11 protein-coding genes are annotated in these 14,785 nt (G+C 61.7%); 7 read left to right on the forward strand and 4 right to left on the reverse strand.

The window, feature by feature from the left end:
* Positions 1-38: 38 nt before the first annotated feature.
* Positions 39-2,219 carry a malate synthase G gene (locus NAV32_RS15740; protein ID WP_256053745.1) on the reverse strand — a complete coding sequence of 727 codons (2,181 nt, stop codon included), beginning with the start codon at positions 2,217-2,219 and terminating at the stop codon, positions 39-41.
* A 178-nt stretch (positions 2,220-2,397) separates the two neighbouring features.
* Positions 2,398-3,285: an EamA family transporter RarD gene (rarD, locus tag NAV32_RS15745; RefSeq protein ID WP_256053746.1), complete on the reverse strand. Its 888-nt coding sequence runs from the start codon at positions 3,283-3,285 to the stop codon at positions 2,398-2,400.
* Positions 3,286-3,480: 195 nt separating this feature from the next.
* Here rarD and NAV32_RS15750 point away from each other — a divergent pair, with 195 nt between their 5' ends.
* The gene (locus NAV32_RS15750) at positions 3,481-4,248 is read left to right on the forward strand and encodes an SDR family NAD(P)-dependent oxidoreductase (RefSeq protein ID WP_256053747.1); all 768 of its coding nucleotides are present in this window, start codon (positions 3,481-3,483) and stop codon (positions 4,246-4,248) included.
* Positions 4,245-5,840: an alpha,alpha-trehalase TreF gene (treF, locus tag NAV32_RS15755; protein ID WP_256053748.1), complete on the forward strand. Its 1,596-nt coding sequence runs from the start codon at positions 4,245-4,247 to the stop codon at positions 5,838-5,840. Before NAV32_RS15750 ends, treF begins: the two co-directional genes overlap by 4 nt.
* A 21-nt stretch (positions 5,841-5,861) precedes the next feature.
* On the opposite strand, the gene NAV32_RS15760 is transcribed toward treF, so the two are convergent.
* Positions 5,862-6,362, reverse strand: coding sequence for an LEA type 2 family protein (locus NAV32_RS15760; RefSeq protein ID WP_256053749.1), 501 nt, complete (start codon positions 6,360-6,362; stop codon positions 5,862-5,864).
* Positions 6,363-6,790: 428 nt separating this feature from the next.
* On the opposite strand from NAV32_RS15760, the gene NAV32_RS15765 reads away from it, so the two are divergent.
* The 5 genes from NAV32_RS15765 to NAV32_RS15785 all read left to right on the forward strand — a co-directional run bounded on the left by NAV32_RS15765 (position 6,791) and on the right by NAV32_RS15785 (position 13,239).
* Positions 6,791-6,949, forward strand: coding sequence for a YqaE/Pmp3 family membrane protein (locus NAV32_RS15765; protein WP_037024013.1), 159 nt, complete (start codon positions 6,791-6,793; stop codon positions 6,947-6,949).
* A 194-nt stretch (positions 6,950-7,143) separates the two neighbouring features.
* On the forward strand, positions 7,144-10,626 hold the full coding sequence (locus NAV32_RS15770; RefSeq protein ID WP_256053750.1) for a response regulator: 3,483 nt from the start codon (positions 7,144-7,146) through the stop codon (positions 10,624-10,626).
* A 1-nt stretch (position 10,627) separates the two neighbouring features.
* On the forward strand, positions 10,628-11,446 hold the full coding sequence (locus NAV32_RS15775) for a CheR family methyltransferase (RefSeq protein WP_256053751.1): 819 nt from the start codon (positions 10,628-10,630) through the stop codon (positions 11,444-11,446).
* Positions 11,443-12,039, forward strand: a complete 597-nt coding sequence (locus tag NAV32_RS15780) for a chemotaxis protein CheB (protein WP_256053752.1) — start codon at positions 11,443-11,445, stop codon at positions 12,037-12,039. Before NAV32_RS15775 ends, NAV32_RS15780 begins: the two co-directional genes overlap by 4 nt.
* Positions 12,040-12,042: 3 nt before the next feature.
* Complete coding sequence (locus NAV32_RS15785) at positions 12,043-13,239, forward strand: hybrid sensor histidine kinase/response regulator (RefSeq protein ID WP_256053753.1); 1,197 nt, start codon at positions 12,043-12,045, stop codon at positions 13,237-13,239.
* A 50-nt stretch (positions 13,240-13,289) separates the two neighbouring features.
* On the opposite strand, the gene selO is transcribed toward NAV32_RS15785, so the two are convergent.
* Positions 13,290-14,750: a protein adenylyltransferase SelO gene (selO, locus tag NAV32_RS15790; RefSeq protein ID WP_256053754.1), complete on the reverse strand. Its 1,461-nt coding sequence runs from the start codon at positions 14,748-14,750 to the stop codon at positions 13,290-13,292.
* Positions 14,751-14,785: the final 35 nt, after the last annotated feature.

Genomic DNA, 14,785 nt, shown 5'->3' on the forward strand with positions numbered 1-14,785 from the left:
CCGCCCGAGGGCGGTTTTTTCTGACGCAGCTGCGCGGGTTACAGGCCGTTCTTGGCCTTGAACTCGCGACGGCGGCGGTGCAGTACCGGCTCGGTGTAGCCGTTGGGCTGCTTGGTGCCTTCAAGGACCAGCTCCAGAGCAGCCTGGAAGGCCACGCTGTTGTCGAAGTCCGGTGCCATCGGGCGGTACAGTGGATCACCTTCGTTCTGGCGGTCAACCACCGGCGCCATGCGCTTGAGGCTTTCGACGACCTGCTCCTGGGTGACCACACCGTGGCGCATCCAGTTGGCCACGTGCTGGCTGGAGATGCGCAGGGTGGCGCGGTCTTCCATCAGGGCGATGTCATTGATGTCCGGCACCTTGGAACAACCTACGCCCTGCTCGACCCAGCGGACCATGTAGCCGAGGATGCCCTGCGAGTTGTTGTCCAGCTCGTTGCGCTTTTCCTCGTCGCTCCAGTTGGTGTCCTTGGCCAGCGGGATGGTCAGGATGTCGTCTACCGAGGCTTTGGTGCGCTTGGCCAGTTCGGCCTGACGGGCGAACACGTCGACCTTGTGGTAGTGCATGGCGTGCAGCGTGGCGGCGGTCGGCGACGGGACCCAGGCGGTGTTGGCGCCGGCCATGGGGTGGCCAATTTTCTGCTCGAGCATGTTCGCCATCAGGTCAGGCATGGCCCACATGCCCTTGCCGATCTGCGCCTTACCCTGCAGGCCACAGGCCAGGCCGACGTCGACGTTGTTGTCCTCGTAGGAGCTGATCCACTTCTCGCCCTTCATGGCGGCCTTGCGTACCACCGGGCCGGCTTCCATGGAGGTGTGGATCTCGTCGCCGGTGCGGTCGAGGAAGCCGGTGTTGATGAATACCACGCGCTCGCGCGCTTCCTTGATGCAGGCTTTGAGGTTGATCGAGGTGCGGCGCTCTTCGTCCATGATGCCGACTTTCAGGGTGTTGCGTGGCAGCTTGAGCACGTCTTCGACGCGGCCGAAGAGTTCGGTGGCGAAGGCCACTTCTTCCGGGCCGTGCATCTTCGGCTTAACGATGTAGACCGAGCCGGTGCGAGTGTTCTTGCGGCTGGTGTTGCCGTTGAGGTTGTGCATGGCGGCGAGGCTGGTGAACAGGCCGTCCATGATGCCTTCCGGTACTTCGTTGCCTTCCTTGTCGAGGATGGCGTCGTTGGTCATCAGGTGACCGACGTTGCGGATGAACAGCAGGGAGCGACCGTGCAGGGTCAGTTCGCCGTTGCCGTCAGCCTTGGTGTAGACGCGGTCCGGGTTCATCGCGCGGGTGATGCGCTTGCCGCCTTTTTCCAGGTCTTCGACCAGATCGCCCTTCATCAGGCCGAGCCAGTTGCGGTAGACGATGGTCTTGTCGTCGGCATCGACGGCGGCGATGGAATCTTCGCAGTCCATGATGGTGGTCAGCGCCGATTCCATCAGGATGTCTTTGACGCCGGCAGCGTCGGTCTGGCCGATGGCGCTGGTCGGGTCGATCTGAATCTCGAAGTGGATGCCGTTGTGCTTGAGCAGTACGGCGATCGGCGCGTTGGCATCGCCCTGGAAGCCGAGCAGCAGTTGCGGGTCTTTCAGGCCGGTGGTGCTGCCGTCCTTTAGGGAAACGACCAGCTTGCCGCCTTCGATGCGGTAGCCGGTGGAGTCTGCGTGGGAGCCGCTTTCCAGCGCTGCGGCTTCATCCAGAAAGGCGCGGGCGTAGGCGATGACCTTGTTGCCGCGAACTTCGTTGTAGCCTGGGCCCTTGCTGGCGCCACCTTCTTCGGAGATGGCGTCGGTGCCGTAGAGCGCGTCATACAGCGAGCCCCAGCGGGCGTTGGCGGCGTTCAGGGCGAAACGGGCGTTCATGATCGGCACTACCAGCTGCGGGCCGGCCATGCGGGTGATTTCTTCGTCGACGTTCTGGGTTGTAGCTTGGAAGTCTTCGACTTCCGGCAGCAGATAGCCGATTTCCTGCAGGAACGCCTTGTATGCAACGGCGTCATGGGCCTGACCGGCGCGAGCCTGGTGCCAGGCATCGATCTGTGCCTGCAGATCGTCACGTTTGGCCAGCAGCGCGCGGTTCTTCGGCGCCAGATCGTGGATGACGCTGTCGGCGCCAGCCCAGAAGGCGGCGGCATCGACGCCGGTACCAGGAATCGCTTCGTTGTTGACGAAGTCATACAGGACTTTGGCGACCTGCAGGCCACCGACTTGAACGCGCTCAGTCATTACTCGCCTCACTTGGTTTTGCTGAAATCGGTCGGACCGATATCTCGTGTAGTCCGGGCCGACCGATACTACATGAAGCGCAGGGGAAAATCAGTCCACTCAAGGGCGCTGCGTTCAGTGCCTGTCGAGGCATTGTGTATCTTTCATTCGGCTCGACGTTCAGCTTGAAAGCCGGCGTTCACGCCGTTTTGCGCATGATGCGCCAGGCGTCGTAGCTGTATACGGCCAGCCCCGCCCAGATGAAGATAAAGGCCAGTTGGCGGTCGGCGGGGAAGGGTTCGTGATAGACCCACACGGCCAGGATCAGCAACAGGGTCGGCGTGATGTACTGCAGGAAACCCAGGGTCGAGTAGGGCAGGTGGCGAGCCGCCGCGTTGAAGCACAGCAGCGGAATCAGCGTCACCGGCCCGGCTGCCATCAGCCAGAGGGCGTCTGTGGTGCGCCAGAACGCCGGCTCGGTGCTCGTACCGCTGCCGAAAAACAGCAGCCAGACCAGCGCCAGCGGCAACAGCAGCCAGGTTTCCACCACCAAGCCGGGCAATGCTGCCACGGGAGCCTGCTTGCGCAGCAGGCCGTAGCTGCCGAAGCTCAGCGCTAGTGCAATCGACACCCAGGGAAATTCGCCCAGGGTGATCAGTTGCAGCGCCACTCCGAGCGCCGCCATCGCCACCGCCAGCCACTGCAGGGGGCGTAACCGCTCGCGCAGGATCAGCAGACCCAGCATCACGTTGACCAGCGGGTTGATGTAGTAGCCCAGACTCGCCTCGACCATGTGGTTGTTGTTCACTGCCCAGACATAGATCAGCCAATTGCTGGCGATCAGCACGCTGGAAATCATCAGCACGCCGATTCTTTTCGGATGCGCCAGCAGCTCCTGCCACCATCCCGGATGTTTCCAGAGCAGCAGCACCAGGGCGCCGAACAGCGCCGACCAGATGGCGCGCTGGGTGACGATTTCCAGCGCAGCGTATTGCTCGACGGCTTTGAAATACAGCGGGAAGAGACCCCAGATAGAGAAAGTCGTCAGCCCCAGCAGATACCCCTTGCGCAAATCGGCGGTAGCCATGGATGTCCAGAATCAGGCAGTGAAGAGCTGGCCATTCTGCGCCTGATAATCGATGCCTGTCTGCCGTTGTGAGCGTGCCCGGAGCACTCGTGAAGCATCTGCAAACAGGCGCCGTTGAACCGCAGCGGCACGCGGGCCGTCACAGATAGCAACGTAGAGCTGCCGTCGCGGCCTGTCAGCCACACGAGGTGCACGATGAAACTGCTGAACAGCATTGCACTGGTCACCGGCAGTTCCCAGGGTATAGGCCGCGGTATTGCCGTGCGGCTGGCCGAAGAGGGCGCCGATCTGGTCATCCATGGCCGGGAAGATGGCAGCGAGGCGCAGGAGACCGTCGAGCAGGTTCGCGCGCTGGGGCGCCGGGCCTGCTTCATCGCTGCCGATATCGGCGTTGTCGCCCAGTGCCGCCATTTGGTGAGCGAGGCGATCACACGGATGGGGCGGCTCGACATCCTGGTCAACAACGCCGGTATGCAGACACACAGCCCGTTTCTCGATACCGAGGAGGCTGATTATGACCAGGTGCTGAACGTCAACCTGCGCGGCCCGTTCTTTCTTGCCCAGGCTTTTGTGCGGCATTTACGCGACAGCGGGCGTGGCGGGCGGATCATCAACAACAGCTCGGTTCACGAAGAGCTGCCGTTTCCCAACTTCACCAGCTATTGCGCCAGCAAGGGCGGATTGAAGATGTTCATGCGTAACCTGGCAATCGAGCTGGCGCCGCTGGGCATCACGGTCAACAACGTCGCACCTGGGGCGATCGAGACGCCGATCAACCGCGCCCTGATGAACCGACCGGACAAGCTCGCCAGGCTGCTTGCCAACATCCCCGCCGGGCGCCTCGGGCAGCCGCGGGATGTGGCCGGTGCGGTGGCCTTTCTCGCCTCTGAAGAAGCCGGCTACATCACGGGTACTACACTGGTAATAGATGGCGGACTGCTATGGAACTACAGCGAACAATGAGCGATATCGAACCGAGCCCCTTCAACTACGATATTCACGCGGTGTCGGCTGCCGACACCCTGACACCTGCGCAGCGCTATCAGGAGCTGTTCATCGCGGTGCAGCTGGAGCGCGTTTTTCCCGACAGCAAGACGTTCGTCGATTGCGCGCCGCGCATGCACCCCGAGTTGATTCTGCAGGTCTACCGGACGCGCTGTGACGAGCCGGATTTCGACCTGCCGGCCTTCGTCGCCGAGCATTTCAGTCCCTTTGACGTGCCGCCCAAGAACTTCGTCGCCAACCCGGATGACAGCCTGAGCGAGCATATCGACAGGCTCTGGCCCGTGCTGACCCGGCATCCGCAGGAACATCCGGCGCATTCCTCGCTGCTGCCGCTGCCGCATGACTATGTGGTGCCGGGCGGGCGCTTCACCGAGCTGTATTACTGGGATTCGTACTTCACCATGCTGGGGCTGGATGAGAGCGGGCATTGCGAGCTGCTGCGGTCCATGGCCGACAATTTCGCCTACCTGATCGACACCTACGGGCATGTGCCCAACGGCAACCGCACCTATTACCTGGGCCGCTCGCAGCCGCCGGTGTTCGCGTTGATGACCGATCTGTTCGAGGAGAGCGGCGTGTATCGCGCCAGCGACTACCTACCGCAATTGTTTAAGGAGCATGCTTTCTGGACCGAGGGGGGCGATCAGCTAAAACCGGGCGAAGCGCATCGACGCTGCGTCTGCCTGGGCGATGGCAGCGTGCTCAATCGCTACTGGGATGAATACGACACCCCGCGTGAAGAGGCCTATCACGAAGACATCGAGACCGCACGCCTGTCGGGTCGTCCGGTACATGAGGTCTACCGAGATCTGCGTGCCGGCTCCGAGTCCGGCTGGGATTTCAGCTCCCGCTGGCTGGACGACTCCGAACGGCTGTCGAGTATCCGTACCACCCGCATCATTCCGGTGGACCTGAACTGCTTTCTCTACAAACTGGAATGCCAGATCGCCCGGCTCAGCGAGGTGAAGGGACAGGACGAACGCGCCGAGATCTTCCGCCAGCGAGCCTCGGCGCGCCTGGCAGCCATCGATCACTATCTGTGGAATGAGCACGAGGGCGCCTATTTCGACTACGACTGGACGCTGCAGGTACAGCGCAACAATCTCACGGCAGCGACCGTTACGCCCCTGTTCGTGCAGGCCGCCAGTGCCACGCAGGCCGGGCGTGTGGCCGATATCGTGCGCCGTCGTCTGCTTGCCCCTGGCGGGCTGGCGACCACCGAGAGCAGTGCCAGCAGCGAGCAGTGGGATCGCCCCAACGGCTGGGCACCCTTGCAGTGGATGGCTATTCGCGGGTTACAGCATTACGGCCATGATGCGCTGGCGTTGCAGATCGAGGATCGCTGGCTGAGCATCGTCGCCTACCTGTTCGAGCGGGAAGGCAAGTTGGTGGAGAAGTATGTCCTGCGCCAATGTGCCGACCATGCAGGAGGCGGCGAGTATCCGCTGCAGGACGGGTTCGGCTGGACCAACGGTGTCACCCGCAAACTGATGCAGGAAGATCCCGCTCACGAGGCAAACCGCTGTCGGGCCGGGTTCTGTGCGGACTAGGTTGAACGTGACCCGGTCCCGTCAGGGTTTGCTTCGATACGGGTTGCTGGTGGCTTCTGGCAGATTCAGCGTGCCTTTCTCGACGAAGCGCTGGGTGCCGAACAGTCCCCCGGCCAGCTTGCCGCGCAGCACATAAGGCACCTCATCCTGACCGAAGCGCTCGGCCAGCCCGAACGCCTGGCGCGCCGCGGAGAAGGCCGAGACGGTCACTGGCACCTGCAACAGGCTTTCACCGAAGCGCGGTACGCTGCCCTGATCGGCGCTGACGCCGCTTGCCAGGCGTCGACCGTTGACCTCCAGCTCAAGCGCCACGCCGTTATAGTCGAGGGCGATGTCATTGGGGTTCTGCACCCGTAGTTTCACCAGCATGCGCAACTCCAGGCCTTCGCCGGGCAACGGCTCGATACCGGCGACCTGCACATTCAATGGGTCGCGTGGGGTGAGCAGCGCGCAGGCACTCAGGCTCAGCAGCAGGCTGACAAACAACAGGCGGGCAGCGGCAGTGAGGGGGCGCATCGACATCGGGACCTCTTTACAGTCGAATTCCGGGATTGGCCGACAGCGCTGTGACACAGCCAGCCCTGCCTCAGTGTACAGACCGCGGGAAAGCCCGGATCACTCCATGTTCGACTTTCAGCGAATGGTAACGGCTGGTTTTATCTGGGATGGTTAGCTTGCTAAGCGTAAGTTTGGCGGTGCGTATGGCTCACAAGGCGACTCGCATCGACGCAGCAGGACTGGCCCGACCCTGGCCAGTCGCGTCTTCTTCCTTTTGCGCTTTATTGCGCCCCGGTGACCCAAACGGTTGCCGCCGGTTCGACAACCGCTGCTCCGGCAGCGGTTGGCGCTTTCTTTTTTGCCATGACGTTCATCTCGCCCGGCCACCACGGAACCCCGCAGCAGTGTTCGGGTCGATTCAGCGTGGGTTTTCTGCTGAGAGGAGATTGAAGATGGACCTGCTGCGCATACTGATTGCGATTCTTTTGCCCCCTCTGGGTGTTTTTCTTCAGGTCGGTTTTGCCGGCGCCTTCTGGCTGAACATTCTGCTGACGCTGCTGGGCTACATTCCCGGGATCGTGCACGCAGTCTGGATCATCGCCCGTCGCTAGACCTGTGACCGCTACCGCTCAGGATGTAGCTTTCGCGGCGCTATGGGCTTGCCATAAGGTCAATGATAAAGTCGCCAGCCGGCCTATTTCACGCGAAACACTTTGAACAGGTCGGGATCAGGCATTCACCTCCTGGGCTTGTTACCTTTTGGCAGCCGAGCCAGGCGCACGCGAAGTGACCGGAAAGGAATCACATGGGCGACTCTTTCATCGAACAAAATCAGTTCAGGCGTATTCTCAATCGCAACGTCGCGGTACCCCTTGGTTTCGGGTTCCTCAGTGCATTCTTTTTCAGCGCCATCGTCTACTACCTGCTGAGCGTCAGCGAGTGGGTCGATCAATCGGTCCGGGGCGTGTCGCATGCTCACGAAACGCTGAAACTGATCGGCAATCTTGAAGCGTCGATGCGTGGCTATCTGATTGCTGGCGACGATGTCTTTCTCGAACCCTATCAGCGCGAATTGCCACTCCTGAACCACGAACTGGAGCAGCTCAAGGCATACGCCCAGGACAACCTGCTGCAGCTCAATCGCATCGAGCGGGTTGCGGCCATGCAGGACCAGTGGGTGGAGTTTGCCGATACCGCCATTGCCCGTCGTGCCCGGGACGAGTCAGTCACGGACTACATCCGCAGTCAGCGTGGCATGGAGCTGAAACAGGAACAGCGTCGGCTGCTCTATGAGTTCATTGCCAGCGACCGTCAGGCCAGGAGTGAACGTACCGCCAGATCGGAGCTGGTCACCACCCTTCTGATCGGTGGCTTTCTGCTGTTCAGCCTGATCTTCAGTGGTTTGCTGGTGTATTTCGGTCGGCGCGACCTGATCAGCCTGTCCGATAGCTATGCCCACTCGTTGAGTCAGCAAAAGGCGCACGCGGATGCGCTGGAAAAACAGGCCTGGTATCGCAGCGGTCAAACGCAACTGAGCGAGTCGATCATCGGCGAGCAGACCCTTCCAACCCTGGGTCAGAATGTTCTCAACTTCCTGTCCGGTTATCTTGGCGTGGCCGTCGGTGCGCTGTACGTGGCTCAGGAGGGCAGGCTGCAGCGTGTTGCCGAATTCGCCTGGAGCAAAGAGGGCCAGAATCAGGGGCGGACGCTGGAGCTCGGCGAAAGTCTGGTCGGTCAGGCGGCGCTGGAGCGCCGCATGCTGACGCTTGAGAGCGTTCCATCGGGCTATCTGAAGGTCAGTTCTTCGCTTGGCAGCACCGACGTGCAGTCGTTGCTGATCGTTCCGGTTGAGGACAGCGGCATGCTCAACGCCGTGCTGGAGCTCGGCTTCCTGCGGCCCTTGCGTGAAGAAGACAGCGAGCTGCTGCGGCGCATCAGCGAAAGTGTTGGCTCGGCCATTGAAGCCGCGCGCTATCGTCAGCGGCTGCAGCGCGTGCTGGCTGATACCCAGCAGCTCAATGAGGAGTTGCAGGTTCAGCAGGAAGAGCTGCGTGCGGCCAATGAGGAGCTTGAGGAACAGTCCAACGCGCTGCGTGAGTCCCAGGCGCATATGGAAGAGCAGCAAGCCGAGCTGGAACAGATCAATGAGCAGCTGGCCGACCAGGCCCAGGAGTTGTCGCGCCAGCGCGACGAAATGGATCTGAAGAACAGCCGCCTGCACGATGCCCAACTGATGCTCGAAGAGCGCGCCGAAGATTTGCTGCGTGCCAGCCGCTACAAGTCGGAATTCCTCGCCAACATGTCCCACGAGCTGCGCACGCCGCTGAACAGCTCGCTGATTCTCGCCAAGCTGCTGGCGGACAATCCCCAGGGCAATCTCAGCGACGACCAGGTGCAGTTCGCGCGCTCCATCTATTCGGCGGGCAATGACCTGCTCAGCCTGATCAATGACATCCTCGATATTTCCAAGGTCGAGGCCGGCAAGCTCGACGTATATCCCGAGTTGCTGATTCTGACGCGCATGCTTGAGGGGCTCAAAAGCCTGTTCCTGGCCCAGGCGCTGGAGAAATCGCTGCGTTTCGAGATCGAGCTGGATGACGACTTGCCGGCGAGTCTGTTTACCGACCGCCAGCGCCTTGAGCAGATTCTCAAGAATCTCCTGTCGAACGCCTTCAAGTTCACTGAACAAGGCTCGGTTGTACTGCAGGTCAGCCGGCATGACGAACAGCGCATCGCATTTGCGGTGCGTGATACGGGTATCGGCATTGCCGAGGAGCAGCAGGCGGTGATTTTCGAGGCCTTCCGGCAGGCCGATGGCACCACCAATCGGCGTTACGGCGGTACCGGCCTGGGATTGTCGATTTCCCGCGAGCTGGCCCAGTTGCTCGGCGGCACCATCGAAGTGAGCAGCGCACCAGGCGCCGGTAGTCTGTTCACCCTGATCCTGCCGGAAAACTACAGCGAGCCGGCCACGCCGGAACTGTCGCCGCCTGCCCAGCCTGCTGAGCCTGTCGTGACGCAGCTGGCAACACCGCCTGCGCCGGTGCAATACGCTATCGAGCATCCACCGCTGGAAGATGACCGCAAGGGTTTCCCCTTCAGCGAGCGCTCGGTGCTGGTGATCGAAGACGAGCCACAGTTCGCCTGCATCCTGCGCGACCTCGCCCACGAGCTGAACTACAACTGCCTGCTCGCACAGAACGCCGACGTGGGCTTCGATATGGCGGTGCAATACCGGCCTGATGCTGTTCTGCTGGACATGCGCCTGCCTGACCACTCCGGCCTGACCGTTCTTGAGCGGCTCAAGGAAAACCCGCTCACCCGGCACATTCCGGTGCATATCGTATCCGTCGAGGACCGCAAGGAGACCGCGCTGCAGATGGGCGCCATCGGCTATGCCACCAAGCCGACCACCCGCGATGAACTGAAGGAAGTGTTCCAGCGGCTGGAAGCCAAGCTCGCGCAAAAGGTCAAACGCATTCTGCTGGTCGAGGATGATGCGCTGCAGCGTGAGAGCATGGCGCTCCTGATTGAGGACGAGGATGTGGAAATCACGGCCGTCGAGTTTGGCGCGCAGGCCCTCGAGCACCTGCGTTCGACCCTGTTCGACTGCATGATCATCGACCTCAAGTTGCCCGACATGGACGGTCACGAACTGCTCGAGCGCATGGCCCGCGAGGAGATCTGCTCCTTCCCGCCGGTCATCGTCTACACCGGGCGCAACCTGACTCGCGATGAAGAAGCGGCGCTGATGAAATACTCGCGCTCGATCATCATCAAGGGCGCGCGCTCGCCCGAGCGGCTGCTCGATGAAGTCACCCTGTTCCTGCACAAGGTCGAATCGGACATGCCGCCCGAGCGGCAGAGGATGCTCAAGAGCGTGCGCAGTCGGGAAAAGGCCTTCGAGGGTCGCAAGATTCTGGTGGTCGATGACGATGTGCGTAACGTCTTCGCGCTGACCAGCGCCCTGGAGCAGAAGGGCGCACTGATTGAAATCGCCCGCAATGGCCTTGAAGCCATCACGCAACTGCAGAACATTGATGATATCGATCTGGTCCTGATGGACATCATGATGCCGGAAATGGACGGCTTTACCGCCATGCAGGAGATTCGCAAGGACTCGCGTTTCGCCAAGCTGCCGATCATCGCCGTCACTGCCAAGGCGATGAAGGATGATCAGGATCGCTGCCTGCGTGCCGGCGCCAACGATTATCTGGCCAAGCCCATCGACCTTGATCGCCTGTTCTCGCTGATTCGCGTCTGGCTGCCGAAAGTGGAGCTGCTGTGACATGCCGGAGCGCAATCAGAGTATCGAGCTGAAGCTGCTGATCGAAGCGATCTACCTGCGCTACAGCTACGACTTTCGCAATTACTCCCAGGCTTCGCTCAAGCGCCGGGTGCTGCTGGCGCTGCGGCAGATGAAGTGCGACAGCATTTCGCAGCTGCAGGGCCTGATTCTCTACGATGCCCAGGCGTTCATGGAGCTGCTGCAGTACCTCACCATCCCGGTCAGCGAGATGTTTCGTGACCCCGGCTATTACCTGGCCTTGCGCGAGCAGGTGGTGCCGGTGCTGCGTACCTATCCCTCGCTGAAGATCTGGATCGCCGGTTGCAGCACCGGTGAGGAAGTCTATTCGATGGCGATCCTGCTCAAGGAAGAGGGCTTGCTGGAGCGCACCATCCTGTATGCCACCGATATCAATCCACGCTCGCTGGAGCGTGCGCGGCAGGGTATTTTCAATATCGCCGACATGAGCCAGTACACCGCCAACTACCAGCGGGCCGGCGGTCGGCAGAGCCTCAGTGACTATTACACGGCGGCCTATGACTCGGCGATCATGGACAAGTCCCTGAAAGAACAGGTGACCTTTGCCGACCACAGCCTGGCGACTGACAGCGTGTTCGCCGAGACCCAATTGATTTCCTGCCGCAACGTACTGATCTATTTCAACAAGCCGCTGCAGAACAGAGCCTTCGAGCTTTTCCACGACTCCCTTTGCCATCGCGGCTTTCTTGGCCTGGGCAGTAAGGAAACCATCGAGTTTTCGGCGAGCAGCGGGCGCTTCGACGCCTTCGACAAAGAACAGAGGATCTTTCGCAAACTATGAAAGACCTGGCCCCCAGCACAGGTGTGCGGCGATCTGCCGTGGACGCCGTGGTGATAGGAACCTCGGCGGGCGGTCTGGCGGCGCTGAGTGTGCTGCTCAGCGGCCTGCCTGCCACCTACCGGCTGCCGCTGCTGGTGGTGCAGCACGTGCCCGCCAGTGGCCCGACCCAACTGGCGGACATCTTCCGCCGCAAGACTGCGTTGCGGGTCAAGGAAGCCGATGACAAGGACGCGATTGAGGGCGGAACGCTGTATTTTGCCGCGCCGGGCTATCACCTGCTGGTGGAAACGGACCTGACGCTATCGCTCAGTCAGGATGATGCGGTGCATTTTTCCCGACCCTCCATCGATGCGCTGTTCGAGTCCGCCGCCGATGTCTGGGGTGAGCGGGTCGCCGGGATTCTGCTGACCGGCGCCAACGAGGACGGGGCTGCGGGTCTGCGGATGATCGCGCAGGCTGGTGGTCTCACCATCGTTCAGGACCCCGTCGAGGCCGAGATGCCGACCATGCCGCTCGCCGCACTCCAGCGCTTTGCGCCGGACCATATTCTGCCCCTGCGCGATATTCATCGACTGTTGCGCGAACTGGAGTGACCCATGCCTGACCAAACCGATGAAGCGAACCTGCTGATCGTCGATGACCTGCCGGAGAACCTGCTCGCGCTGGATGCCTTGCTGCGGGCGCCGGGTATCCGGGTTCATCAGGCGGAGTCGGCAGAGCAGGCGCTCGAGCTGTTGCTGCGCCACGAGTTCGCGCTGGCCATCCTCGACGTGCAGATGCCGGGCATGGACGGCTTCCAGCTCGCCGAACTGATGCGCGGCACCGAGCGCACCAAGCAGATTCCCATCGTATTTGTCAGCGCCGCCGGGCGTGAGCTCAACTATGCCTTCAAGGGTTACGAGAGCGGCGCAGTGGATTTCATGCACAAGCCGCTGGACACCCATGCGGTGCGCAGCAAGGTCAGTGTTTTCGTTGACCTGTACCGCAGCCGCAAGCGCATGGCTCGCCAGCTCGAAGCGCTTGAGCGCAGCCGCCGCGAGCAGGAAGTGCTGCTCAATGAGCTGCGCAAAACCCAGGGCGAGCTGGAGGCGGCCGTGCGCATGCGTGACGACTTCATGTCCATCGTTTCCCATGAGCTGAAAACCCCGCTCAACACGCTGATTCTTGAGGTGCAGCTGCGCAAGCTGCAGCTGGCGCGGAACAATTTCGCGGTGTTCAGCGAGGATCGTCTGCGGCAGATGGCTGACAAGGATGAGCGGCAGATCCAGAGCCTGATTCGGCTGATCGACGACATGCTCGACGTGTCACGCATTCGTACCGGCAAGTTATCGATCAGGCCCGCAATGATCGATCTTGGCAAGCTGGTCGCCAGCGTCCTGGAAAACTTCGCTTCGCAGCTGGAATCCTGTGGCTGCACCTTGCTGTTCCAGCGACCGGAGCCGCTGTTGGGGGTCTGGGACGAGTTCCGCATCGAGCAGGTGCTGGCCAATCTCCTCACCAATGCCATGCGCTATGGCGCTGGCAAGCCGGTGCAGGTCAGCGTCTTCGCCACCGCCGAAGGGGCCTGTATCGAGGTACGCGATCAGGGCATCGGCATCAGCCCGAAAAGCCTGGGGCGCATCTTTCAGCAGTTCGAGCGCGCCGAGGGCAGCGAAAACAGCGCCGGGCTTGGCCTGGGTCTGTTCATCAGCGAACAGATCGTCAAGGCCCACGGGGGGCGCATTCAGGCGGAAAGCGAGGAAGGCCGGGGTGCGTTGTTTCGCGTCACGCTGCCGCTGGAAAGCGCATCCTGAAGCCAGCGTTGAATACGCGTCTGAGAAATCTGGCAACGCAGTCGCTTTTCCTAGGATGAGCAGCTGATTTCCAGGTGTTTGCCCCACTCGGGTGGGCGCTGGGCATAACGCGCCATGCCGGGTTGTTCATCGAAGGGGCGTGAGAGCACGGCATGCAGTTCGCGCACCGGGGCGTAATCACCCTGTTCCGCCGCCTCGATGGCCTGCTGGGCGAGGTAATTGCGCAGAATGTATCTGGGGTTGACGGCGTGCATTCGTGCCTGACGCTCGGTCTGGTCAATACCTTCGCGTTCGCTGCGCTGCTGATAGTCCCTGGCCCAGATATCGAAGCCCTGAAGATCAATGAAATCCTCTCGCAGACGGCGCAAGGCCTGTTCGGGTGCGCTGTCGCCCAGTTCGCGAAAGAAGCGCGTGTAATCGATGGCGCCGTTCTGCATCAGTTGCAGCAAACCTTGCACCAACGCCTTGTCGGCGTCCTCCGCCGTGCGCAGGCCCAGGCGCTGGCGCATCAGGTCGAGCCAGGCGGCTTCATAGCGGGGCAGGAACAGGCTCATGGTTTCGCGCAGTTGCTCCACCGCGACGAAGGGCGACAAGGCCTGGGCCAGAGCGGCGAGATTCCAGTGGGCGATGGGCACCTGGTTCTCGAAGGAATAGCGCCCGTCGTGGTCGGAGTGGTTGCAGACAAAGCGGGCGTCGAAGTCGTCGAGAAAGGCGTAGGGGCCAAAATCGAAGGTGATACCGAGGATCGACATGTTGTCGGTATTCATGACGCCGTGGCAGAAACCATAAGCCTGCCAGCGGGCAACCATCTCGGCGGTGCGTTCGACCACCTGAGTGAAGAAGGTGCGCTCGGGCTCGGCCTGTTGCAGGCACTCGGGGAAATGGCAGGTCAGCACATGGTCGAGCAGTTGCCGCAGAGCGTCGTGCTGGCGGGTGTAGTAGAAAAATTCGAAATGACCGAAACGCACATGGCTGGGCGCCAGACGCAGCAGCATGGCGCCGCGTTCCTGGCGTTCGCGGTACACCGGCTCGCTCGAACCGGTCACGCAGAGCGCGCGTGAACTGGGGATGCCAAGGGCATGCAGATGCTCGCTGGCGAGAAACTCGCGGATTGAGGAGCGCAGCACCGCACGCCCGTCGCCCATGCGTGAATAGGGTGTCTGCCCGGCACCCTTGAGGTGCAGGTCCCAGTAGGCTCCGGCCTGGTTGCGCACCTCGCCGAGCAGCAGGCCGCGGCCATCGCCGAGCTGTGGGTTGTAGCTGCCGAACTGGTGACCCGAATAGACCATTGCCCGAGGTTCGGCGGTGGACCACAGCTTGTGCCCGGCGAACAGTTCGGTGAACAGCGGCAGCTCGGCCTGCGTCGGGTCCAGGTCCAGCAAGGCCATGGCCGCCTCACTCGCCACCACCAGGTGCGGCTCGCTCAGGGGCTGCGGCTGCACCGCCGTGGAAAAGGTATCGCCCAGGCGGGCGAAGCGGTTGTCGAAGGTCAGCTGGGTCAGGGTTTTCACGGCGGCTCCAACAAGCAGGCCAAGAACGGGGTTGG

The organism is Stutzerimonas stutzeri, from assembly GCF_024448695.1.
GTDB classification, from domain to species: domain Bacteria; phylum Pseudomonadota; class Gammaproteobacteria; order Pseudomonadales; family Pseudomonadaceae; genus Stutzerimonas; species Stutzerimonas stutzeri_T.

Bases quoted from the DNA above. Each gene is read 5' to 3' on its own strand.
- NAV32_RS15740 (WP_256053745.1), bottom strand. From the start codon at position 2,219: ATGACTGAGCGCGTTCAAGTCGGTGGCCTGCAGGTCGCCAAAGTCCTG.
- rarD (WP_256053746.1), bottom strand. From the start codon at position 3,285: ATGGCTACCGCCGATTTGCGCAAGGGGTATCTGCTGGGGCTGACGACT.
- NAV32_RS15750 (WP_256053747.1), top strand. From the start codon at position 3,481: ATGAAACTGCTGAACAGCATTGCACTGGTCACCGGCAGTTCCCAGGGT.
- treF (WP_256053748.1), top strand. From the start codon at position 4,245: ATGAGCGATATCGAACCGAGCCCCTTCAACTACGATATTCACGCGGTG.
- NAV32_RS15760 (WP_256053749.1), bottom strand. From the start codon at position 6,362: ATGTCGATGCGCCCCCTCACTGCCGCTGCCCGCCTGTTGTTTGTCAGC.
- NAV32_RS15765 (WP_037024013.1), top strand. From the start codon at position 6,791: ATGGACCTGCTGCGCATACTGATTGCGATTCTTTTGCCCCCTCTGGGT.
- NAV32_RS15770 (WP_256053750.1), top strand. From the start codon at position 7,144: ATGGGCGACTCTTTCATCGAACAAAATCAGTTCAGGCGTATTCTCAAT.
- NAV32_RS15775 (WP_256053751.1), top strand. From the start codon at position 10,628: ATGCCGGAGCGCAATCAGAGTATCGAGCTGAAGCTGCTGATCGAAGCG.
- NAV32_RS15780 (WP_256053752.1), top strand. From the start codon at position 11,443: ATGAAAGACCTGGCCCCCAGCACAGGTGTGCGGCGATCTGCCGTGGAC.
- NAV32_RS15785 (WP_256053753.1), top strand. From the start codon at position 12,043: ATGCCTGACCAAACCGATGAAGCGAACCTGCTGATCGTCGATGACCTG.